15 protein-coding genes and 1 tRNA gene are annotated in these 22,326 nt (G+C 67.1%); 9 read left to right on the top strand and 7 right to left on the bottom strand.

Features of this window, described 5'->3' with window-relative positions:
• The first annotated feature begins 68 nt into the window (after positions 1-68).
• From secA to ABC347_RS04955, 5 genes are all read left to right on the top strand, one after another.
• Entirely contained in the window at positions 69-2,801 is a 2,733-nt protein-coding gene (secA, locus tag ABC347_RS04975; protein WP_413244633.1) for a preprotein translocase subunit SecA, read from the top strand.
• The gene (locus ABC347_RS04970; RefSeq protein WP_413244632.1) at positions 2,783-3,157 is read left to right on the top strand and encodes a winged helix-turn-helix domain-containing protein; all 375 of its coding nucleotides are present in this window, start codon (positions 2,783-2,785) and stop codon (positions 3,155-3,157) included. The genes secA and ABC347_RS04970 overlap by 19 nt, the downstream gene beginning before the upstream one ends.
• Before the next feature lie 63 nt (positions 3,158-3,220).
• On the top strand, positions 3,221-3,964 hold the full coding sequence (gene modA / locus ABC347_RS04965) for a molybdate ABC transporter substrate-binding protein (protein ID WP_413244631.1): 744 nt from the start codon (positions 3,221-3,223) through the stop codon (positions 3,962-3,964).
• Positions 3,964-4,641, top strand: a complete 678-nt coding sequence (gene modB, locus ABC347_RS04960; protein WP_413244630.1) for a molybdate ABC transporter permease subunit — start codon at positions 3,964-3,966, stop codon at positions 4,639-4,641. The genes modA and modB overlap by 1 nt, the downstream gene beginning before the upstream one ends.
• Positions 4,642-4,690: 49 nt before the next feature.
• Positions 4,691-4,936, top strand: a complete 246-nt coding sequence (locus ABC347_RS04955) for a hypothetical protein (RefSeq protein WP_413244629.1) — start codon at positions 4,691-4,693, stop codon at positions 4,934-4,936.
• 31 nt (positions 4,937-4,967) lie between these two features.
• Here the strand turns inward: ABC347_RS04955 and ABC347_RS04950 are convergent, their stop codons facing one another.
• From ABC347_RS04950 to ABC347_RS04940, 3 genes are read right to left on the bottom strand one after another with little or no spacing between them, the layout of a single operon-like run.
• On the bottom strand, positions 4,968-8,336 hold the full coding sequence (locus tag ABC347_RS04950; RefSeq protein WP_413244628.1) for an error-prone DNA polymerase: 3,369 nt from the start codon (positions 8,334-8,336) through the stop codon (positions 4,968-4,970).
• Positions 8,333-9,889, bottom strand: coding sequence for a Y-family DNA polymerase (locus ABC347_RS04945; RefSeq protein ID WP_413244627.1), 1,557 nt, complete (start codon positions 9,887-9,889; stop codon positions 8,333-8,335). The genes ABC347_RS04950 and ABC347_RS04945 overlap by 4 nt, the downstream gene beginning before the upstream one ends.
• Positions 9,789-10,571: an ImuA family protein gene (locus ABC347_RS04940; protein WP_413244626.1), complete on the bottom strand. Its 783-nt coding sequence runs from the start codon at positions 10,569-10,571 to the stop codon at positions 9,789-9,791. The genes ABC347_RS04945 and ABC347_RS04940 overlap by 101 nt, the downstream gene beginning before the upstream one ends.
• A gap of 131 nt (positions 10,572-10,702) precedes the next feature.
• Between ABC347_RS04940 and ABC347_RS04935 the strand changes: the two genes are divergently transcribed.
• Both ABC347_RS04935 and ABC347_RS04930 read left to right on the top strand, forming a co-directional pair.
• Positions 10,703-10,777, top strand: a tRNA-Asn gene (locus ABC347_RS04935).
• Between the two features lie 87 nt (positions 10,778-10,864).
• A complete protein-coding gene (locus ABC347_RS04930) occupies positions 10,865-14,113 on the top strand; it encodes a DUF3857 domain-containing protein (protein ID WP_413244625.1) in 3,249 nt (1,082 codons plus the stop codon).
• A 10-nt stretch (positions 14,114-14,123) separates the two neighbouring features.
• Here ABC347_RS04930 and ABC347_RS04925 read toward each other — a convergent pair whose 3' ends face one another.
• Both ABC347_RS04925 and moaA read right to left on the bottom strand, forming a co-directional pair.
• Complete coding sequence (locus ABC347_RS04925) at positions 14,124-14,897, bottom strand: NAD kinase (RefSeq protein WP_413244624.1); 774 nt, start codon at positions 14,895-14,897, stop codon at positions 14,124-14,126.
• Positions 14,894-15,901 (bottom strand): GTP 3',8-cyclase MoaA, encoded by a 1,008-nt coding sequence (gene moaA / locus ABC347_RS04920; RefSeq protein WP_413244623.1) that lies wholly within the window; start codon positions 15,899-15,901, stop codon positions 14,894-14,896. The genes ABC347_RS04925 and moaA overlap by 4 nt, the downstream gene beginning before the upstream one ends.
• An 80-nt stretch (positions 15,902-15,981) precedes the next feature.
• On the opposite strand from moaA, the gene ABC347_RS04915 reads away from it, so the two are divergent.
• Positions 15,982-18,060, top strand: coding sequence for a putative bifunctional diguanylate cyclase/phosphodiesterase (locus tag ABC347_RS04915; RefSeq protein WP_413244622.1), 2,079 nt, complete (start codon positions 15,982-15,984; stop codon positions 18,058-18,060).
• A 34-nt stretch (positions 18,061-18,094) separates the two neighbouring features.
• Positions 18,095-18,496, top strand: coding sequence for a hypothetical protein (locus ABC347_RS04910; RefSeq protein WP_413244621.1), 402 nt, complete (start codon positions 18,095-18,097; stop codon positions 18,494-18,496).
• Between the two features lie 21 nt (positions 18,497-18,517).
• Here ABC347_RS04910 and mfd read toward each other — a convergent pair whose 3' ends face one another.
• On the bottom strand, positions 18,518-21,994 hold the full coding sequence (gene mfd / locus ABC347_RS04905; RefSeq protein ID WP_413244620.1) for a transcription-repair coupling factor: 3,477 nt from the start codon (positions 21,992-21,994) through the stop codon (positions 18,518-18,520).
• Positions 21,991-22,257, bottom strand: coding sequence for an FAD assembly factor SdhE (locus tag ABC347_RS04900; RefSeq protein ID WP_413244619.1), 267 nt, complete (start codon positions 22,255-22,257; stop codon positions 21,991-21,993). The genes mfd and ABC347_RS04900 overlap by 4 nt, the downstream gene beginning before the upstream one ends.
• Positions 22,258-22,326 lie beyond the last annotated feature (69 nt).

Below are 22,326 nucleotides of genomic sequence, written 5' to 3'. Positions count from 1 at the left end.
TATCTCGCGCACGATCATTCCGGGCGTGCCTTCGGGCGCGCGCACCTGCGCTTATCCAAGGAACGTCCATGCTCGGCGGCATTGCCAAGGCCATCTTCGGGTCGTCCAACGACCGCTATGTGAAGTCGCTCAACCCGATCGTGCGCCAGATCGCCGATCTCGAACCGCAGCTGCAGGCTCTGTCGGACGATCAGTTGCGCGGCCAGACCGCGCTGTTCCGCCAGCGGCTGGCCGATGGCGGAACACTGGACGAATTGCTGCCCGAAGCCTTCGCCACCGTTCGCGAGGCATCGCGCCGGGTGCTGGGCATGCGCCATTTCGACGTGCAGATGGTGGGCGGCATCGTGCTCCACCGCGGCGAGATCGCCGAGATGCGCACCGGTGAGGGCAAGACGCTGGTCGCCACGCTGGCCGTCTATCTGAACGCGCTGCCGGGCGACGGCGTGCATGTCGTGACGGTCAACGACTATCTGGCGCGGCGCGATGCCGACTGGATGGGGCAGGTCTATCGCTTCCTGGGGCTGACGGTGGGGGTGATCGTGCCCAACCTGTCCGACGGGCAGCGTCGAGATGCCTATGCCTCCGACATCACCTACGGCACCAACAATGAATTCGGCTTCGACTATCTGCGCGACAACATGAAATATGAGCGGTCGATGATGGTGCATCGACCCTTCAATTATGCAGTGGTCGACGAGGTCGACTCGGTGCTGATCGACGAGGCGCGGACCCCGCTGATCATTTCCGGCCCGACCGACGACAAGTCCGAGCTCTACATGCAGGTCGATGCGATCGTGAAGCAGATCGCCGCCGAGGACTATGAGCTGGACGAAAAGCAGCGCTCGGTGATCCTGACCGAGGATGGCACCGAGAAGGTGGAGCGGATGCTGGAGACCGCCGGCCTGCTGGAGGGCGGCAATCTCTATGACTTCGAGAATACCCAGGTCGTCCACCACCTGAACCAGGCGCTGCGCGCGAACGTCGTTTTCAAGCGCGATACCGACTATATCGTGAAGGACGGCAAAGTCGTCATCATCGACGAGTTCACCGGCCGGATGATGGACGGGCGGCGCTGGTCGGATGGCCTGCACCAGGCGGTTGAGGCCAAGGAAGGCGTCAACATCGAGCCGGAGAACCAGACTCTGGCTTCTGTGACCTTCCAGAACTATTTCCGCATGTATCCCAAGCTTGGCGGCATGACGGGCACGGCCGCCACCGAAGCGCCCGAATTCTTCCAGATCTACAAGATGAACGTCGTCTCGATCCCGACCAACGTGCCGGTCAAGCGGATCGACCAGGACGACGAATTCTACAAGAACATGACCGACAAGTTCGCGGCGATCACCACCGCGATCCGTGATGCGGCGGCCAGCGGCCAGCCGGTGCTGGTCGGTACGGTCTCGATCGAGAAATCGGAGCTGCTGTCCGAATATCTCAAGAAAGAAGGCGTGCCGCACAAGGTGCTGAATGCCCGCTATCACGAGCAGGAAGCGCATATCGTAGCGCAGGCCGGCCGGCTGGGCGCGGTCACTATCGCCACCAACATGGCCGGCCGCGGCACCGACATCCAGCTCGGCGGCAACCTCGAATTTCGGGTGGAGGACGAACTGTCGGCCGTGCCCGAGGGTCCGGACCGTGACGCAGCGATCGAGCGGATCAAGGCCGAGATCTCGGAAGAGAAACAGCGCGTGCTGGATGCCGGTGGCCTGTTCGTGCTGGGCACCGAGCGCCATGAGAGCCGACGCATCGACAATCAGCTGCGCGGCCGTTCGGGCCGGCAGGGCGATCCCGGCCTGTCGCGCTTCTATCTTTCGCTGGACGACGATCTGCTGCGTATCTTCGGCCCGCAGACGATGTTCGCGAAGATGATGAACAAGAATCTCGAGGATGGCGAGGCGATCGTCAGCCCCTGGATTTCCAAGGCGATCGAGACCGCGCAGAAGAAGGTCGAGGCGCGCAACTACGATATCCGCAAGCAGGTCGTCGAGTATGACGACGTGATGAACGATCAGCGCAAGGTTGTGTACGAACAGCGCGCCGACATCATGGATGCCGATACCGTCGACGACGTCGTGATCGACATGCGCGCCGAGACGGTCAACGCGATCGTCGCCGACAGCTGCCCGCCTAACAGCTATCAGGAGCAGTGGGACATTTCGGGCATGAAGGCGCGGACCCAGGAACTGCTGGGGCTGGAGCTGCCGTTCGATGACTGGCTGAACGAGGACGCGGTCGAGCCGGAGATGTTCGCCGAGCGCATCCAGGCCGCCGCCGATGCCGCAATCGCCGAGAAATCGGCGATGCTGGACGAGGCGCGGTGGCATGCCGTGGAAAAGAACATCCTGCTGCAATCGCTGGATCACCACTGGAAGGAGCATCTGGCGACGCTCGACGCGCTGCGCGCGGTCATCCACCTGCGCGCCTATGCGCAGAAGACGCCGATCAACGAATATAAGCAGGAAGCCTTTGCGCTGTTCGAGCGGATGCTGGTCGCGATCCGCGAGGACGTGACGCGGATGCTGGCACATGCCCAGTTCCAGGCAACGCCCGACCTGCCGCAAATGCCCGACATCTTCACCAGCCACTTCGATCCGCTGACCGGCGAGGATGATACGTTGGATCTGGATGCCGGCACACTCGGGCTGGTGACCACCCGGATCGCGCCGTTCCAGATGGTTCAGCCCGACATGCCGGCCGAGATGGGCGACGATCCCACGCAGTGGGCCGGACAGGTGAGCCGCAATGCGCCGTGCCCGTGCGGATCCGGCCGCAAGTACAAGCATTGTCACGGCCAGATCTGACGCAGCAGGAACCGCACGCGTCGCTGCGGCTGCGCGTGCATCTGGGCGGCGAGATCGCGATCGGTCCGGGCAAGGCGGCGCTGCTCGAGGCGATCGTCGCGCATGGATCGATTTCGGCCGGTGCCCGCGCCATGGGCATGAGTTATCGCCGGGCCTGGTTGCTGGTCGATGCCATGAACCGGGCATGGCCTGCGCCGCTGGTGGAGACCGCGGCGGGCGGCAGCCGCGGGGGCGGCGCGCGACTTTCCGCTTTGGGCCGCGACGTGCTCGACCGCTATCGCCGGCTCGAAGCCGAGCTCGAAGCCGTCGCTGCACGATCCGATCTGCTGGCGCTCGGGCGTCATATCGCAGCCTGATCCGGCCCACTGGCGCGAGCTGAAGCCGTCGTATATCGCCGGATATCACGTGTGGAGTCCGCGATGCGCATTCTGATTGCCCTGGCGATGCTGTTTGCCGTCGCGCCGGCGGTGGCGGCGCCGCCGATCGTGCTGGCGGCGGCCAGCCTGCAGGAGTCGCTCGACGCCGCGGCGGACGCCTGGGCGGCGGCGGGGCACGAACGCCCCCGCATCGCCTTTGCCGGCACGCCTGCGCTCGCTCGCCAGATCGAGGCCGGATCGCCGGCCGACTTGTTCCTGTCGGCGGACGAGGCGTGGGCCGATACGCTGCTGGCCAAGGGTCTGTTGCGGCGTGGCAGCCGGGCCGTGCTGCTGGCGAACCGGCTGGTGCTGGTCGTCCCCGCCACCGATCCGCGGCCGATCGGGCGGCTGCGTGATCTGCCGGCGCGGCTCGGCGGCGGGCGGCTGGCGCTCGCCGATCCGGCCTCGGTGCCCGCCGGGCGCTATGCGAAGGCGGCGCTGGAAAAGGCGGGCGTGTGGACGGCGATCGCGCCGCGCGTGGCGGGGGCGGAGAATGTGCGCGCCGCCCTGCTGCAGGTCGCGCGGGGCACCGCAGCGGCAGGCATCGTCTATGCGACCGACGCCCGGGTCGAGCCCGGCGTTCGGGTGGCAGGCGTCGTGCCCGGCGCGCTGCACCCACCGATCCGTTATGTGATGGCGGTGCCGGTCGCCGCGCGGAACCGGCAAGGGGCGGCGTTCGGCGCTTGGCTGCGGTCGGCGGCGGGGCAGCGCCATTTCATCCGCGCCGGCTTCCTGCCACCGCGCTGATGCTGCTGACCGCTGTCGAATGGGGCATCGTCGCCTTGAGCCTGAAGGTGGCGCTGGCCGCGACGCTGCTGCTGCTGCCGATAGCCTGGGGGATCGGTTATGCGCTGGCGCGGCATCGCTTTCCGGGCAAGCTGATCGTCGATGCGCTGGTGCATCTGCCGCTGGTGGTGCCGCCGGTGGTGGTGGGTTGGTTGCTGTTGCTGCTGTTCGCCCCGGCCGGGCCGGGCGGGGCGCTGCTGGCAGCGATCGGCGCGCCGCCGCTGGTCTTTTCCTGGATCGGGGCTGCGATCGCGGCGGCGGTGATGGCACTGCCGCTGGCGGTGCGCGCGATCCGGCTGGCGATCGAGGCGATCGATGTCGAGGTGGATGAAAGCGCGCGGTTGCTGGGCGCATCACGGCTGCAACGTATACTACGGATCACGCTGCCATTGAGCATGCCGGGGCTGATTGCGGCGGCAGTGCTGTCGTTCGCACGCGCGCTGGGCGAATTCGGGGCGACAATTACCTTCGTGGCCAGCGTGCCGGGATCGACCGAGACGCTGCCGCTGGCGATCCACGCCGCGCTGCAGCGGCCGGGCGGCGAGACGATGGTGGTGACGCTGTCGATCCTGTCGGTCATCCTGTCACTGGCGGCACTGATCGCATCCGATCTGATCGCACGGCGCCAACGGCGTTGACGGCAGCTGCGATCATCGCGACGGTGGCGCGGGTTGCGGAGTAGGGCGAATGCGTATCATCTTGGCCATGGTGGCGGCGGGACTGCTGTCGGGATGCGTATCGACCGCGGTCGATGTCGTCACGCTTCCGGTGCGTGCGGTCGGCCAGGGCGTGGACTGGGCGACGACCAGCCAGGACGAAGCCGATCGCAACCGCGGCCGCAAGCTGCGCAAGCAGGAAGCGCGGGAGGCGAAGGAACGCCGCCGCGAAGAGAAGCGCCGCCGCAAGCAGGAACGCGAATGGCGCGACGATTAGTCTGACCTTTGCGGAAACGGGACCGACGCCTTCAATGAAAATCGCGTGATTTCGGCAGCACGCGGACGTCGCGCGGGTGCCAGCCGCGGGGCGGGGGCTGGGGATTGAGGCCGATATCGGCGCGGCACAGCGGCACTTCGGCGATGCGATCGTCGGACAGGCGCGACAGCTCGGCCGACCGATCGATCACCCGATCGACCATCAGATGGATCACGCCTTCCGGGCTCTTCTGGATCTGCCCTTCGACCAGCATCAGCCGTGATCCCATCACCTCCGCACGGAACGTCTCGAAGGTGCGCGCCCACATGATGACGTTGGTGATGCCGGTCTCGTCTTCCAGCGTGACGAAGATCGCCTTGCCGTTGCCCGGCCGCTGGCGGACCAGCACCACGCCGGCTACGCGCGCGCGGCGGCCATCCTTCAGTGCATTGGCCTGCGCACTGCTCAGCACGCCTTCGGCCGCGAACAGACCGCGCAGCATGCCCATCGGATGGCCTTTCAAGGAAAGCCTGGTGGTCTGGTAATCGGTGGCGATCTGTTCGGGCAGCGGCATTTCTGGCAGCTCGACCGAGACATCGGCGCCGAGCTCGCGCGCATCGGCGGCGGCGAACAGCGGCAGCGGATCATCGCCCGGCAGCCGGCGAACCGCCCAGAGCGCGGCCCGGCGGTCCGAGCCGATCGATCGGAACGCGTCGGCATCGGCCAGCAGCCGCATCGCCCGGGCGTTCAATCGTGCGCGTGCCGCCAGAACCTCTACCGATGCGTAGCCCGCACCGCGCCCCGCCACCAGCCGCTGCGCATCGGCCTGGTGCAGACCATCGATCTGTCGAAATCCCAGCCGTACCGCCAACGCGCCATCGTCGCGCCGTTCAAGGCTATTGTCCCAATCGCTGTGGTTGATGTCGATCGGGCGGATTTCGACATCATGCTCGGCGGCGTCGCGCACGATCTGTGCGGGCGCATAGAAGCCCATCGGCTGGGCGTTCAGCAGCGCGCAGGCGAAGGCGGCCGGGTGGTGGCATTTGATCCAGGACGAGATGTAGACGAGCTTGGCGAACGAGGCGGCATGGCTTTCGGGAAAGCCGTAGCTGCCGAACCCCTTGATCTGATCGAAGCAGCGTTGCGCGAATTCGGGAACGTAGCCTCGCCCGATCATGTTGCCCACGAACAGCTGCTCAAGCTGGCCGATCGTGCCCACATGGCGGAAAGTGGCCATCGCCTTGCGTAGCTGGTTGGCCTGTTCCGGCGTGAACTTGGCCGCCACGATCGCGACGCGCATCGCCTGTTCCTGGAACAGCGGCACGCCAAGCGTCTTGCCCAGCACCTGTTCCAGCTCGTCCTGCGGATGCTCCGGACTTGGCGTCGGATAGATCACCGGCTCCAGACCGGCGCGGCGGCGCAGATAGGGGTGGACCATGTCGCCCTGGATCGGCCCCGGCCGCACGATCGCGACCTGAATGACAAGATCGTAGAGCCGGCGCGGCTTGAGCCGGGGCAGCATGTTCATCTGCGCTCGGCTTTCTACCTGGAACACGCCCAGCGAATCGCCGCGGCTCAGCATGTCGTAGACGACCGGATCGTCTTGCGGGATCTCGTGCAGCTGGAGCGGATCGGTGCCATCGGCCAGCGCGATCAGGTCGAACGCCTTGCGAATGCACGTCAGCATGCCGAGCGCCAGGATATCGACCTTCATCAGCCCCAGCGCGTCGATATCGTCCTTGTCCCATTCCAGGAAGGTGCGATCGGGCATGGCACCGTTGCCGATCGGCACGATCTCGTCCAGCCGACCGCGGGTCAGCACGAAGCCGCCGACATGCTGCGACAGGTGGCGTGGAAAGGTCAGCAGCCGCTCCGCCAGCGCCACCGCACGCGCGATCACGGGATTGTTCGCGTCCAGCCCGGCGCGGGCGACCAGATGGTGCGGAATATCGGTGCCCCAGCTGCCCCATTGCAGGCTGGAGAGCCGGGCGGTGATGTCCTCGCTCAGCCCCAGCACCTTGCCCACGTCGCGGATCGCCGAGCGCGGCCGATAATGGATGACGGTCGCCGCGATCGCGGCCCGATCGCGGCCGTAGCGATCATAGATGTGCTGGATCACCTCCTCGCGCCGCTCATGTTCGAAATCGACGTCGATATCGGGCGGCTCGTTGCGTTCGGCCGAGACGAATCGCGCGAACAGCAGGTCATTCTCGGCCGGATCGACCGCGGTGATGCCGAGCACGAAGCAGACCGCGGAGTTCGCGGCCGACCCGCGGCCCTGGCATAGGATGCCTCTGCGCTCGGCGAACTGGACGATGTCCTTGATGGTCAGGAAGTAGCGCGCATAATCGCGTTCCTCGATCAGCTCGAGTTCCTCGGCAATCTGTCTTTCGACCTTGGCGGGAATGCCGGCGGGATAGCGTGCTGACGCCGCGGCCCAGGCGCTATGTTCGAGATAGGCCTGCGGGGTCCAGCCGGGGGGGACGGGTTCGTCGGGATATTGGTAGCGCAGCTGATCGAGATCGAAATCGACGCGCTCACGCAGTTCACGAGCCGCCTCCAGGGCGTGGGGCGCATCAGCAAACAGCCGCTCCATCTCGATAGCGAACTTCAGATGGCGTTCGGCATTGGCCTGCAGCCGCCGGCCGGCGCGATCGATCGTCACGCCTTCGCGTATACAGGTCATCACATCCTGCAGATCGCGCTGGCCGGGATCGGCATAGAGCGCATCGTTGGTGGCGATCAGCGGCAGGCCTATGGTATCCGCGGTCCGCTGCAGCCGGGCGAGGCGGCGGCGATCATCGCCGCGGCGGTGCATGGTGGCCGCGATCCATGCCGATCCGGGAGCCGCTTCGGCCAGCCGGGCAGCTGCCGATTCGATCCCTTCGGCACGGCGGGGAGGCATGAGGATCAGAAGAAGATCCTGCGCATCGGCCAGCAAATCGGCCAGATGCAGTTCGCACAGGCCCTTGATCGATCGGCGATTGCCAAGCGTGAGCAGCTTGGTGAGCCGGCCCCAGCCGGCGCGGTTGGCGGGGTGGGCCACAATATCGGGCGTGCCATCGGCGAACACGAGCCGCGCGCCCGTGATCAGCTTGAAACGAGTCGCGGCGGCGCGCACCGAATCGGCATCCGGCGCAACCAGATGCTCGCCCGCGATTGTGGGAAAGGCGCGTTCCAGCCAATGAACGACGCCGGGCCCGTCGCCTTCGCGGATCCGATCGGGAAGCAACGCGCCGGTCCTGCGCATCTCGCGCAATGCTGCCCAGGCGCGGACGACGCCAGAGACGGTATTGCGATCGGCGATGCCAATGCCGTCATGGCCCATCAGCAGGGCTGCCGCGACCATCTCCTTGGGCAGGGATGCGCCGCGCAGGAACGAGAATCCGGTGGCCGCGACCAGTTCGGCATAGGCGGTCATGCGAACAGGCCGTGCAGGTACCAGGATGGTGGTCGCGCAGCGCCAAAGCGGCCCTCACGATAGATCCAGAAACGACGGCCGGCCTCGTCCTCTACCCTGTAATAGTCACGCGGCGGGGCAGGCTCCTGATCGGCATGCTGCCACCAGTCCGGCTCGATCCGCTCCGGCCCTTCGGACCAGGTGACGCGGTGCTGCACCCGCCGCCAGGTGAAGCGCATCGGCGGCGCATCGGGCACTTCGGCCATGGTCTCGATCGGCTGGGGCGGTTCGAACAGATGGATCGGGCGAGCAGGAGGATCGCCTGCGCAAGCTGCTGGCCAGCCGAGATCGCCCGGCCCGCATGCGGCGAGTGAAAGACCCGCTTCCCGATCGGGATCATGCGTATCGCGTGCAACGAAACGCAGCACATGATCGCGGCCGAACCGCACACCCAGCCGATCGACGAGCGCGGCCAGCGCCTCTTCGTCACAGGCGCGACCATCAAGGTTCGGTTGTGCGGCATCCAGCGGTTCGGTGCGAGTGACGGCCAGAGCGACCAGATCGAAGCCGAAGCCGGGATCGATCGGATCGGCCAACGTATCGATCCGTTCGCGGAACAGCCGCATGACCGCTGAAGGATCGCGCAGCGCGCGGCTACTTTCTACGGCCAGACGGCGCACCGCGCCATCGCTACGGAAGAGATCGAGCAGGAAGCCGCGCCCACCCAGCCCCTGTTCCACCAGCAGCTGCGCAGCTTCCCCTGTCAGATCCGCGATCGTGGCCTCGATCGCATCGGCATGGCCGATCGGTTCGGCAAAGCGGCGGACGATACGTACCGGGGGCTGCGCACGCAGCGGCGTGATCCGGGCATCCTCTTCCCCCAGGATGCGCGCCAGCCGTGTCGCCAGATCCGCACCGAAACGCGCCACCAGCGCACGCAAGGGCCGATCCGCCAGATCGCCGATCGTCTTGAGCCCGGCGCGCGACAGCGCGGTGACGACATCAGGCGCGGTGCCGAGCGCAGCGACCGGAAGCGGACGCACACGGGCCGCACCACCGCCGGGTGGCACGATCGCGACCCGTGCGAAGCGGCAGAGCGCACGCGCCATATCGGGCGTATCGGCAATGGTCGCGCGTGCGGACAGTCCGTGACGCATGGCCAGCGCCAGCGCTTCGGCATGTAGCCCGTCCTCTCCCCCGAACAGATGTGCGCAGCCACTGATATCAAGCATCAGCCCGTGGGGCAGATCGGGCGCAACCATCGGGGTCAGCCGGCCGGCCCGCGCCACAAGCCGCATCAGCAGGCGATCATCGGCCTGTGGATCGGCGTCGGCGACATCGAGATCGGGATATCGCGCCCGTGCATCGGCCAGCGTGGTGCCAATCGCCAGACCCAACCGTGCTGCCTGTGCGTCGAGCGCGACCAGGCGCACCGCATTGCGCACCCGATCGACCACCACCAGCGGCCGTGAATCAGCCCGCGCGGCGCCATGCAAACGATCGGTCGGCAGGCGAGGGCACCACAGTGCCAGATAGCGGCGCCGATCCTCGTTCGTCGAAACAGCCTCGATCACGATCCCACTCCAGCACCCAGGTCCGCCCGGCCCCTCCCGTCTTCGATCGATCCAGCGTCACCGCGAAGGCGGGTGACCCCGGTGCATTCGCTTCCCGCGGGCGGGATGGCGATGCCGCCACCAGCCAGCGGGTGGCTGCCGCACCCGGCTTGGGTTCCGCTGCGACGCGCAGCAGCAGCGTCATCACACCGGACGATTCGGCCGCCAGCGCCAGCCGCCTGCTTGCCGTCAGATCCAGCCGCGGCGGCATGCCCCAGGGCTCGATCACCACTGCGCCGAGCGCACCGCTGCGCACGGCATCGTTGCCTGCCCGCAACACCGCCAGCGCATCACGTGCACACACCAGCAAGAGCAGCGCGGGATCGATGCCTAGTTCGGCAAGCCCCGATCCATGCAGCCATCCCGCTTCGGCATCGACGAACGTCTGCCGCACCCACAGCAGCGGGCGACCACCGAGCGCGCGTGCCGCCAGCCCAGCCGTAAAGCCGGTGGCTGCGGCGATATCGGCCTGGCTGGCTGCCATAACCTCATGCAGCGCGGCTCGCGCCAGACCCCCACCGATGGCCATGTCGATCCCAGCGTTGCCAAGCGTCACGCGCGCAAGCGGATCCGGGGCCGGCACGGCGGCGATCCGGGCGATGCGCTGCTTAAGCGCCGCGATCTCGACTCGATCCGACCTCATTAGTGTTCCCGATATGTTCTATCTTGAAATGCGGGAGGCTCTTCAACGAGTCAAGCATGGCATGTCGGATCGGACCCCTTGCCAGCGCGCCGGATCATGCTAAGGAGCCGCCTCGCCCGCAAACGGGCCGTTCCCCGGTAGCTCAGTGGTAGAGCGTTCGACTGTTAATCGAATGGTCGCTGGTTCGAATCCGGCCCGGGGAGCCACTTTTTTTCGCAGCATCGATTAACCTCTTCGACGGATTGCCTTGTCCGCGCGCGCCGATAGGCTGTGCGTGGGGCAGGGGGGCGTCGATGCATCGCTGGTTGGGGCTGGTGGCGTTGTGGCTGATCGCGGTGGCGGGCTCGGCGCGGGCAGAGGACAGGATCGCGGTTGGCGCGGTGCCGGGCTGGGTCGTTCCCGTCGAGGCTCCGGCGGCCAAGCCCGATGCTGCTGGGCTCAGCCTGCGTCTGCTCGACTTTCAGACCCGCATCGATGCGCAGGGCACGCATTATTTCGGACGGCAGGTCCTGAAACTGTCGTCCGTCGCCGCTTTGCAGGCCGCCGGTACCGTGATCGTGCCCTGGCAGCCGCAATTCGGCACGGCGACGATCCACCGGGTCGCCATCCTGCGCGACGGCAAGACGATCGATGTACTCAAGGACGGGTCCGGATTCTCCATCATCCGTCGCGAGACCGGGCTGGAATCCGCCCAGATCGATGGTCTGCTGACTGCCGTGATGCAGGTGCCTGACCTACGGGTCGGCGACGAACTGGAATTCGCCTTTACCGTCAACAACCTGAATCCTCTTCTGGACGGTCATGTCGAGGCAGAGAATCTGTTTATCGGCGGACTGACCGTGGGGCGCTTGCATCTGCGCTACAGCTGGCCGGCTAGCCGCCACCTGCGCTGGCGCGCAGGTGAAAGCCTGCCGAAGCCGCGGCATCTGCGCCCGGACGGGCAGGAAGTTCTGGTCTTCGATGTGCTCGATCACAAGATGCCGGTCGTGCCGCCCCGCGCACCCACCCGCTTCATTGATATCGGCGGCGTGCAGGTGAGCGACTTTGCCGATTGGCAAGCGGTATCCACCCTGCTCGCGCCGATCTATGCCCGCGCCGCAACCATCACGCCGGGTTCCGCGCTGGATTCCGAGGTTAAACGCATTGCAGCGGCCACGCCCGATCCGATCGACCGCGCGGGCATGGCGCTCGATCTAGTCCAGCGCCAGGTTCGCTATTTCGCTAAGGTCGATGGGCTGGGCGGCTATCAGCCCCAGCTTGCGGAGGCGGTATGGGAAGCGCGGGTCGGGGACTGCAAGGGTAAGACGGTATTGCTGGTGGCGATCCTGCGCGCGCTGGGAATCGATGCCGAACCGGCGCTCGTGTCGGTTAAGCGGAGCGACGGCGTCGAGAAATCGCTGCCGATGCCCGCCCGCTTCGATCATGTCATCGTGCGGGCCGCCATCGCCGGTAAGACCTATTGGCTGGATGGGACGCGGTTAGGCGATCGCGACCTTGCCCGCCTGGAGCTGCCTGCATTCAGATGGGCGCTGCCGCTCGTCCCCGACAAGGCCGTGCTGGTGGCGCTGCCTTCGCTGCCGCCCACCGAGCCCGATAGCGAGTGGCGGCTCGATCTGGATGCACGGAAAGGCATCATGGTGCCGGCCGCTGCGAACGGTACCGTCATCCTGCGCGGCGATCCGGCTGCCACGATGCGGGCGGCGCTTTCGCTGCTCGAGCCCGGCCAGCGTGACGAGATGCTGACCAAGATGTGGCAGGAACGTCATGACTGGGTGACGATCGACAAGGTCACCACGGCCGATGATCCGCGAACGGGCGACCTCGTGCTCGGCTTCACCGGCAGCGGCAAGATGGATTGGAACCTGACCGGGGCTGATGCCAGCCATCGCTATGAAGCGAACAAGGCACGGCTGGGGCGGGATCTGGCGCCGGAGAGGAGCGACGCGGCATCCAGGGCGATGCCGGTGGTGGTGGATCGCGAATATAGCATGACCCACCAGACCATCCTGCTTCCGAAATCCGTAAACCCCTTCACGCTGCGCGCTGATGCGATCGACGAGACGATCGCCGACATCCATTACCGCCGCACGGTGAGCCTGAAGGATGGGCGCTTCGACATGACCGCATCCACCCGATCGGCGGCCGGCGAGATCAGCTTCGCCGATGCAAAGGCGGCCGATGAGAAGAGCAATGCCGTCTTCGCGCGGCAGGCCTTCATCAATTTGCCGTTCGGATATCAGGCGACCGCAGACGAGCGGGCCATGCCGGCTGCCGACAGCCCCCTAGCGGGCGACGCCTATGCCGAGGCGGGCAGGCTATGGGAAAGCGGCAGCAAGGCGGCGGCCGTAAAGCGGCTCGATCGCCTGATCGCAGGTGGCGAACGTTCCGCCCGCGCGCTCGCCATGCGCGGCGACTTTCACCGCATGAACGGAACCTACGACAAGGCCAATAATGATTATGACGGCGCCCTGGCGATCGACCGGACGTTCAGACCGGCGCTGGCGGGCAAGGCCTGGCTGCTGTCCGAAGTGCAGCGCGACGAAGATGCGCTGATCCTGCTGGATCGGCTGATCGTAAGCCAGCCCGAGTTCGTGGAAGCCTATATGGATCGCGCGGCGACGCGTGCGCGCCTTGGCCGGTATGAGGGCGCATTGAGCGATCATCAGATCATCCTCGCCCGCAGGCCCGACAGTACTGCTTCGCGGATCGCCGAGGTCACGCTTCTCAACGAACTGCGGCGGACCGACGAGGCGATGGCGCGGGCGGAAGCATTCGCGACCGCTGCGCCGGGCAACGCTTCGGCGCTGGCGCTGTACGGCAACATGCTGGCGATCAAGAAGCGACCCGAAGAAGCACGTCAGGCGATTGCAAAGTCAATTGCGATCGAACCAACATCGGACGCCTATATCGCGCGGCTGACCTATGATCTTTCGAGCGGTGGCAAGGGGCAGTTGGACGATGTGCTGGCTGTGATCCGGCTTGATCCGGGCCGTCACCTGCCCGATGCGGGGCTGTCGCCCCTGGCTGGAGACACAGCCGCGAAGGCAGCGATCGTGGCGGCCTATGCCACGGCCACGCGCCGCGCCGACGTCGATCGGGAAGCGGTCGCCATCGCGCGCGACAATAGTCTGTCGGTGCTCGGCGAACCGCAACCGCTGCTTGCTCGTTATGCCGCCCGCGCTGCCGCGATGCCTGCCGATCCAACTCCGCGCAACGACGCCTGCTGGCTGCGCGCAACCCTGAATATCGAGCTGGACAAGGCGCTGGCGGATTGCGACGCCGCGATCGCCATCAGCCGGTCGGTGGCGTTTCTTGACAGCCGCGGCATGGTTCACCTCAGGCGCGGCGACCTGACCAAGGCCATTGCGGATTATGACGCCGCGCTTGCCCAGGATCCGAAGGAAGAAAGCAGCTTATATGGTCGCGGGCTCGCTTGGTTGCGATCCGGCGACGCGAAGCGCGGGCGATCCGATATCGACAAGGCGATCGCGATCCGCCCGCGGATCGCAGACGAATTCGCCCGCTATGGATTGGAGCCCTGATGGCAGGTGATCAGACCGCGAACTGCTCCATCGTGATGCGGTCATCCAGCGCATGTTCTGGATCGAACAGCAGCGTCAACGTCGTCGTGCGATCGACCGACACCGCGACCGAGATCACGTCACGCACCTCGCGCTGATCGGCGACGGCGCTGACCGGGCGCTTGACTGGGTCGAGCACGCGGAACGCGATCTTCGCGCGGTCGGGCAGGATCGCCCCGCGCCAGCGCCGCGGGCGGAACGGGCTGATCGGCGTTACAGCCAGCATCGCCGAATTGAGCGGCAGGATCGGTCCGTGCGCGGACAAATTGTAGGCGGTCGAACCGGCCGGCGTCGCAACCAGGATGCCGTCGCACACCAGTTCGGGCAGCACCGTGCGGCCGTTGACGACAACCTCGATCTTCGCGGTCTCGCGCGTCTCGCGCAGGAGCGAGACTTCATTGATCGCGGGGCTCTCGATCTTCTCGCCATCGATCGTCTCGGCTTCCATCCTGAGCGGCGAGACGGTGAAGGTGCGCGCGCGCCCGATCCGAACCTCGAGCAGGTCCGCCGCCCACTCATTCATCAGGAAGCCGACCGTTCCCAGATTCATGCCGTAGATCGGCAGGATGCGGCGCCGTTCCAGCATCAGGTGCAGCGTCTGAAGAAGAAAACCATCGCCGCCCAGTGCCACGATGACGTCGGCCTGTTCGGTGGGATACCATTCGTGCCGCTGGCGCAGCTCGGCAGCCGCCTCCTGCGCCTGTGGCGTCGGCGATGCGACCAGCGCCAGCTTCCGCTCGATCATCCGCCCGTGACGCTCATGTGCCGCGAGACGGCTGGCGCTGCGGCGGCGACGTCGAACTCGTGACGCAGCGGCTTGAGGCGCATCGCCTGGTCGAGCAGCGCATCCAGCGCCGGCCGCCCGCCCGAACGCAGCGCGGCCTTCAGGTCGACGCGATCCTCCTGGCCAAGGCACATGTACAGCTTGCCTTCCGCCGTGACGCGCACGCGGTTGCAGGTCGCACAGAAATTATGGGTCAGCGGCGTGATCAGGCCCAGCTTCGCGCCAAGCTCTTCCACCCGCCAGTAGCGGGCCGGGCCGCCACTCGTCTCGTCGAGCGGGGTCAACGTCCAGCGCGACGCGAGCCGCGCCTTGACCGTATCGAGCGGAAGGTAGCGATCGGTGCGATCCTCGTCGATCGCGCCGAGCGGCATCGTCTCGATCAGCGTCAGGCCGAAGCCTTCGGCCGCGCACCAGCGCAGCATCGGCTCGATCTCGTCGTCGTTGAAATCCTTCAGCGCCACCATGTTGACCTTGATGGCAAGCCCGGCGGCCTTCGCCGCTGCGATCCCGTTCATCACCACGCCGATATCGCCCCAGCGGGTGATATGGCGGAAACGGTCGGGATCGCGGCTGTCGAGACTGACGTTGATCCGCCGGATGCCGGCATCGAACAGCGCCGACGCCTGCTTCGCCAGCTGGGTGCCGTTGGTCGTCAGCGTCAGCTCGTCGAGACCATGACCCAGGTTGCGGCCGATCATCCGCGCCAGATCGGGCGCGCCGCGGCGAACCAGCGGTTCGCCACCGGTCAGCCGGATCTTGCGCACGCCGCGCGCCACGAACGCATCGGCGATCTCGGCGATCTCCTCCAGCGTCAGCACCTCGGCGCGCGGCAGGAAGCTCATCGCTTCCGCCATGCAGTATCGGCAGCGCAGATCGCAGCGATCGGTGACCGACATCCGCACATAGCTGATCGTGCGGCCGAAACCGTCGATCAGTGGGCGCGCGGGGATCGGCAGGCCGTTCATGCGCCACAGCTAGGCTGCGGGGCGGTCGCCCGCAAGGGCGGGGCTCGACCTGCGCCGCAAAGCGGCTAGGGTCGGCGGCGATGAACCGACCCAGTCTGCCTGTCGCCGGATCGACGCCTGCCGCGGCCCGGGCAGGCCATGCTGCACTGTTCCTGCTATCGTTCGCCGATCGCGAGGCGATCGCGGCGGAGGTTGCGGAAGCCGGCTGGCGGCCGATCGCCGCGCGTCGCGCCGATGCGGTCGATCGACGCTTTCTGGCCAGCGGCGCGCCGATCGCCTTGATCGACGGACGTGGCCATGCCGCCGAACTGGTCGCCGCTGCACGGGCGTTGGCGCCGGTGGCAGACGGGATCGGTGGCGCGTTGGTCGTGATCGCGGATGCCGAAGATCCCGCGCTGTTCGACGAACTGGCCGAATGCGGTGCCAGCCAGATCGTCGCAGGCGATGCCGATCTCGGCGCGCTGCCCCGTGCGCTGCGGCTGGCGCAGCGGCAGGTGGAGCGGCTCGCGGGCGGCGCGCGTGCCGCGGGCGATCGTGCAAGCCTGATGGCGGCCGAGGCGGAAGCCTGGCGGCTCGATCCCGTTCGCCGTACGGTGCAGCTGAGCCCGGCGCTGGCCGCCCGGCTGGGAATAGCGGGCGAGGCACGGCTGGGACAATTGGTGCGTCGGCTCGATCCGGCCGGGCGGCGCGCGGCGCGCGAGGCGGTGCGACGGCTGCTGGCGACCGGCCGGGCGACCGCGTTCGCGCATGACGGCGCGGGCGCGGAGCGGATCGCGCATCACCTGCACCTGGAGGAAGGCGCCGGCACCGTGGTCGGGCGGATCGAGACGCTGTCCGCGGGGATGCGCGGCGATCCGCTGCCGAGCCGCGATCCGCTGACCGGGCTCGGCGACTCCATCGCGGCACTGCGCTGGCTCGAGGCGCAGATCGCGCACGGCCCCGAACGGCCAGCCACGGGCTGCATCGCCATGCTGCTAGAAATCGCGCGCTATGACATGGTCAACGCCGCCTATGGGCGGTCGACCGGCGATGCGCTGCTGCAGGGCGTGGCGCGGCGGATCGAGCGGCTGGTGTCCGACGGCCCCGGGCGCCGGATGGTCGCGCGGATGGCGGGCGCCGAATATCTGATCGGCATGCCGGCGCCGGTGAATCCGGACGAGGCGATGTTCCTCGCGGCGCGGATCGAGGAAGCGGTCGGCCGCGCGTTCGTATCGGGCGAGCATCTGGTGACGCTGGCGGCGCGCATCGGGCTCGCGCAATCTGCCGGTCCTGCCGAGGATGCTGCGACATTGCTGCGGCGCGCCGGCGCAGCATTGGCGGAAGTGAAGGCCGGCGACGGCGCCCCGATCCGGATGGACGACCCGGGCTCGATCAGCTCGGTCGCGCATGACAGCCGTCTGCAGGTCGACCTGCGCCACGCGCTCGTGCGGGACCAGATCGGGATCCTGTTCCAGCCGCAGGTCGATATCATCAGCGGCCGTATCGTGGGCGTCGAAGCGCTGGCGCGCTGGCGCCATCCGCTGCTGGGCGAGCTGGGCGCCGCCACCCTGTTCGCGGCGGCCGAGCGGTCCGACTTCCTTGTCCAGCTGTCCTCCCACGTGCAGCGTCGCGCGATTGCGATCGCAGCCGGATGGAAGGGGCGGGCGGCGGCGCTGAGGATCGCGGTGAATGTGACTGCGGCTGATATCGCGCGGCCGGGCTTTGCCGATCAGCTGCTGCGCGTGGTGGACGAGGCAGGCCTGCTGCGCGAGCGGCTGACCGTCGAAGTCACCGAGAGCGGGCTGATCGAGGATCTTGGCCAGGCTGCGACCCTGCTGGCCACCCTGCGTGCCGGCGGGCTGCGCGTTGCGATCGACGATTTCGGCACCGGCTATTCAAGCCTGGCCTATCTCAAGTCGCTCCCCCTCGACTATCTCAAGATCGACAAGCGCCTGGCTCAGGATATCGCGGGTAGCCAGCGAGACCGGGTCGTGGTGCGCGGCGTGATCGAAATGGCGCGCTCGCTCGGCCTTGCCGTCGTGGCCGAGGGCGTCGAGACCGAAGATCAACGCGAGTTGCTGGCGGCCGAGGGCTGCAACTATTATCAGGGTTTCCTTTGCGCGCCGCCGCTGAAGCCTGCCGCGCTGGTCCGGCTGTTGGCGCGGGAAGCGAAGGGGTGAGCGAGACCAGAGCATGAGCGAGGAGCGCCGTAACATGACCGGAGCCTGGTTCGGCCGCTTCTCCTATCTCGGGGGCGGCGAACCGGACGTAAGCTTCATCGCTTCGATCGAGGAATTGTTCGGGATGATCTCGGGCACGACCAGCGAACCGAACACGGTCGGGGATACGACGATGCATCTGAATGCCGTGCTGCGGGGCAGCCGCGACGGCGAGGATGTGCGCTTCACCAAGCTGTACGACGGCGAAAGCGATGCCGCGCATGGGGTGGACTATGCGGGCACGATCTCCACCGATGGCACACGAGTGACCGGCTTCTGGTCGCTGGCCGGCCTGTCGGGCGGGTTCGAGATGAACCGCACGCATGCCGAGGCGGTGGAGGAGAAGCAGCTCGAGGTGGCGGTCGAGAGCGCCGAGGAGCAGGCGCGGACCTTCTGATCCTCCCCGTGCCGGGGAGGATTACCCCACGATCTTCGCCAGCCCCTTCGACAGCTGCAGCGCACCGTGCAGGCGGGCCTTGGCATCTGGCCAGGCGCGCTGGATCACCAGCTTGCTGTCCGGCCGCAGCTTGGCGGTGCCCTTCAGCCGTTCGACGTAGGCGATCAGGCCGGGCAGGTTTGGGAAACTGTCGTCGCGGAAGGTGACCAGCGCACCCTTGGCGCCCGCATCGAGCTTGGCGATGCAGGCCTTGCGGCAATTGAGCTTCGTCTCGATCACGCTGAGCAGATTCTGCGTGGCATCGGGCAGCGGCCCGAAGCGATCGATCAGCTCGGCCGCGAACGCCTCGATCGCCTGCTTGTCCTCGAGTTCGTTCATCCGGCGATAGAGGCCCATGCGCAGATCGAGATCGGGAACATAGGTGTCGGGGATCAGGATCGGCGCATCGATCGTGATCTGGGGCGAGAATTCGCGATCGCGCGCCTCGAAGCTGGCTGTGCCGCCCAGCTTCGCCTCGTTGATCGCGTCCTCCAGCATCGACTGGTAGAGCTCGAACCCAACTTCCTTGATGTGGCCCGACTGCTCGTCTCCCAGCAGATTTCCGGCACCGCGAATGTCGAGATCATGGCTGGCAAGCTGGAAGCCCGCGCCCAGCGAATCGAGGTTGGACAGGATGTGGAGCCGCTTCTCCGCGGTCTCGGTGACCAGCCGGCTGGCGGGCGTGGTGAGATAGGCATAGGCACGGGTCTTGGCGCGGCCGACACGCCCTCGGATCTGATAGAGCTGCGCCAGGCCGAACCGGTCCGCACGGTGCACGATCATCGTGTTGGCGGTCGGGATATCGATGCCGCTCTCGATGATGCTGGTCGAGACGAGCACTTCGAACTTGCGATCGTAGAAGGCGCTCATCCGCTCTTCCACTTCGCCTGCTGCCATCTGGCCGTGCGCGACGACGTAGCGGACTTCCGGCACTTCCTTGCGCAGGAATTCCTCGATGTCGGGCAGATCGGCGATGCGCGGCGTGATGAAGAAGCTCTGCCCGCCGCGATAATGTTCGCGCAGCAACGCCTCGCGGATCATGACCGGATCCCACGGCATCACATAGGTTCGCACCGCCAGTCGATCGACCGGCGGGGTCTGGATGACCGAGAGTTCGCGCAGGCCCGACATCGCCATCTGCAGCGTGCGCGGGATGGGCGTCGCAGTCAGCGTCAGCTGGTGGACGTCGGTCTTCAGCGCCTTCAGCCGTTCCTTGTGGGTGACGCCGAAACGCTGTTCCTCGTCGACGATGACCAGCCCGAGCCGCTTGAATTCGAGCCCCTTGGCCAGCAGTGCGTGGGTGCCGACGACGATGTCGATCGACCCGTCGGCAATGCCCTCCTTCACCTTCTTCGCTTCGGCCGCGGGCACCAGCCGCGACAGGCGGCCGATGTTCAGCGGGAAGCCGTGAAAGCGATCGACGAAGTTGGTGTAATGCTGACGCGCGAGAAGCGTAGTCGGGCAGACGATCGCCACCTGCTGCCCCGCCATCGCCGCCACGAACGCGGCGCGCAGCGCGACCTCGGTCTTGCCGAAACCGACATCGCCGCAGACCAGCCGGTCCATCGGCCGTCCGGCGGACAGATCCTCGATCACGTCGCCGATCGCGCGTTCCTGATCTTCAGTCTCGGTGTAGGGGAAACGATCGACGAAGGCCGGGAAGGCACCGGGATCGGGCTCCATCACCTCGGCCGGGCGCAGCGCGCGCGCGGCGGCGGTGGCGATAAGCTCGCCCGCGATCTCGCGGATCCGCTCCTTCATCCGCGCCTTGCGCTGCTGCCAAGCGACGCCGCCCAGCCGGTCCAGGCTCGCGCCTTCCTCGGCCCCGTAGCGCGACAGCACGTCGATATTCTCGACCGGCACGTACAGCTTGTCGCCGCCCGCATAGCTCAGCGCCACGCAATCGTGCGGGCTCTGGCCGACCGGGATCGAGGTCAGCCCTTCATAGCGGCCGATGCCATGATCGGCATGGACGACCAGATCGCCGGGGGTGAGCGTGGCGAGTTCGGCCAGGAAGGCATCGGCGGACTTCTTGCGCTTGGCGCGGCGGACGAGCCGATCGCCCAGCATGTCCTGCTCGGTCAGCAGCGCGACATCGGGCGTGGTGAAGCCATGGTCGAGCGGCACGACGATCAGCGCGGCCGCCCCGCCGGCGGCGGCACCCAGCGCTTCCTGCCAGCTGTCCGCCTTGATCGTGCGATCCAGCCCCTCGTCGTGCAGCAGCCCCGCGAACCGCTCTCGCGAACCGGTCGAATAGCTGGCGAGCACGACCCTGCGACCCGCCTTGCGCATTGCGGCCACGTGGTCGACGAGCGCGGTGTAGACGTTGCCGCCCTGCGCGCGTTCGGGCGTGAAATCGCGCGGGCCGTCCACACCCAGATCGATCACGGAGGGGGAGTCGGGTTCGTGGAACGGGGTGGCGAGGTGGATCGGGCGATCGGCCACGACAGCAGCCCACTCCGTCGCCTCCATGTAGAGCGTGCCGGGCTTCAGCGGGCGATAGCTGCCCGGCTCGGCAGTCTGGGCGCGGATGCGATTGGCGTGATAATCGGCTATCGCTTCGAAACGCTGCTCGGCTGCAGCGGCGTCGCCGGTATCGCGCACGATCACGTCGTCGTCGCTCAAATGATCGAACAGCGTCGCCAGCCGCTCTTCGAACAAGGGCAGCCAATGTTCCATTCCGGCGAGGCGGCGGCCTTCGGACACGGCCTGATAGAGCGGATCGCCGGTCGCGCTGGCGCCGAACGTCTCGCGATAGCGGCCGCGGAAGCGCTTGACCGATTCCTCGTCAAGCAGGGCTTCGGACGCGGGCAGCAGCGTGAAGCCGTCGACCCGGCCGATCGTGCGCTGGTCGACCGGATCGAACTGCCGGACGCTTTCGATCTCGTCGCCGAAAAAGTCGAGCCGCAGCGCATGCTCCGCCCCCGAGGGCATCAGATCGACGAGACCGCCGCGCACCGCATATTCGCCGGCATCGGCCACCGTATCGGAGCGGACATAGCCATTCGCCTGCAGCAGCGCGGCAAGCGCATCGCGATCGATCCGTTCGCCGGGCGCGAGCCGCGCGACCAGCTGGCGGACACGGAACGGCGTCAGCGTCCGCTGGGTCGCGGCGTTGACCGTGGTGACGAGCAGCTGCGGCCCCTTCGGCTGCGCCTGCAGCGCATGCAGCGCCGCCATCCGCTCGGACATGGCGCGCAGCGAGGGTGAGGCGCGATCATAGGGCAGGCAGTCCCACGCCGGGAAGCTCAGCACATCGAGCTCGGGCGCGAACCAGCGCGCGGCATCGGCCACGCCGCGCATGCCCTGTTCGTCGGGCGCCACGAACACCGCCCGGCGCGCACCCTTGGCCGCAGCGGCGCGCGCAAGATCGGCCATCAGCCACGGCAGGAAGCCGCCCGGCGCGCCCGCCAGCGTGACGGGGGCATCGGCCTTCAGGATGCGTTGAAGATCGATCAACGGCTCACCGGGATATAATCCAGCACCTGCATTCGCTCCATCATCGGCCCGCGCCAACGATCCGGAACCGCGATCGTGCCGATCGCCCATCCCATGATCTCGACATCCTCCTCGTTCAGCAGCGCTTCGAACCAGTCGACCTCCGCCGCCGTCCAGCCCGCATGGGCGAGATCGAAGAATCCGCCGATCAACAGATCGGCTTCCTTGGTGCCGCGGTGCCAGGCGCGGAAGCGGAGGCGTTTGAGGCGGTCGTCGGGGGTCACGCGGGGTTCCAATGCCGATCGGCCGGCGGGCCTTGGCGCGGCCCGTCGGCTGGGACTATGCGAGGCATC

Origin of the sequence: Sphingomonas canaveralia, from assembly GCF_047238125.1 — a bacterium.
Taxonomy (GTDB): Bacteria; Pseudomonadota; Alphaproteobacteria; order Sphingomonadales; family Sphingomonadaceae; genus JBDFMH01.
Note: the sequence above shows the minus strand (reverse complement) of the source record. Positions and strands in the feature narration are given on the sequence as shown.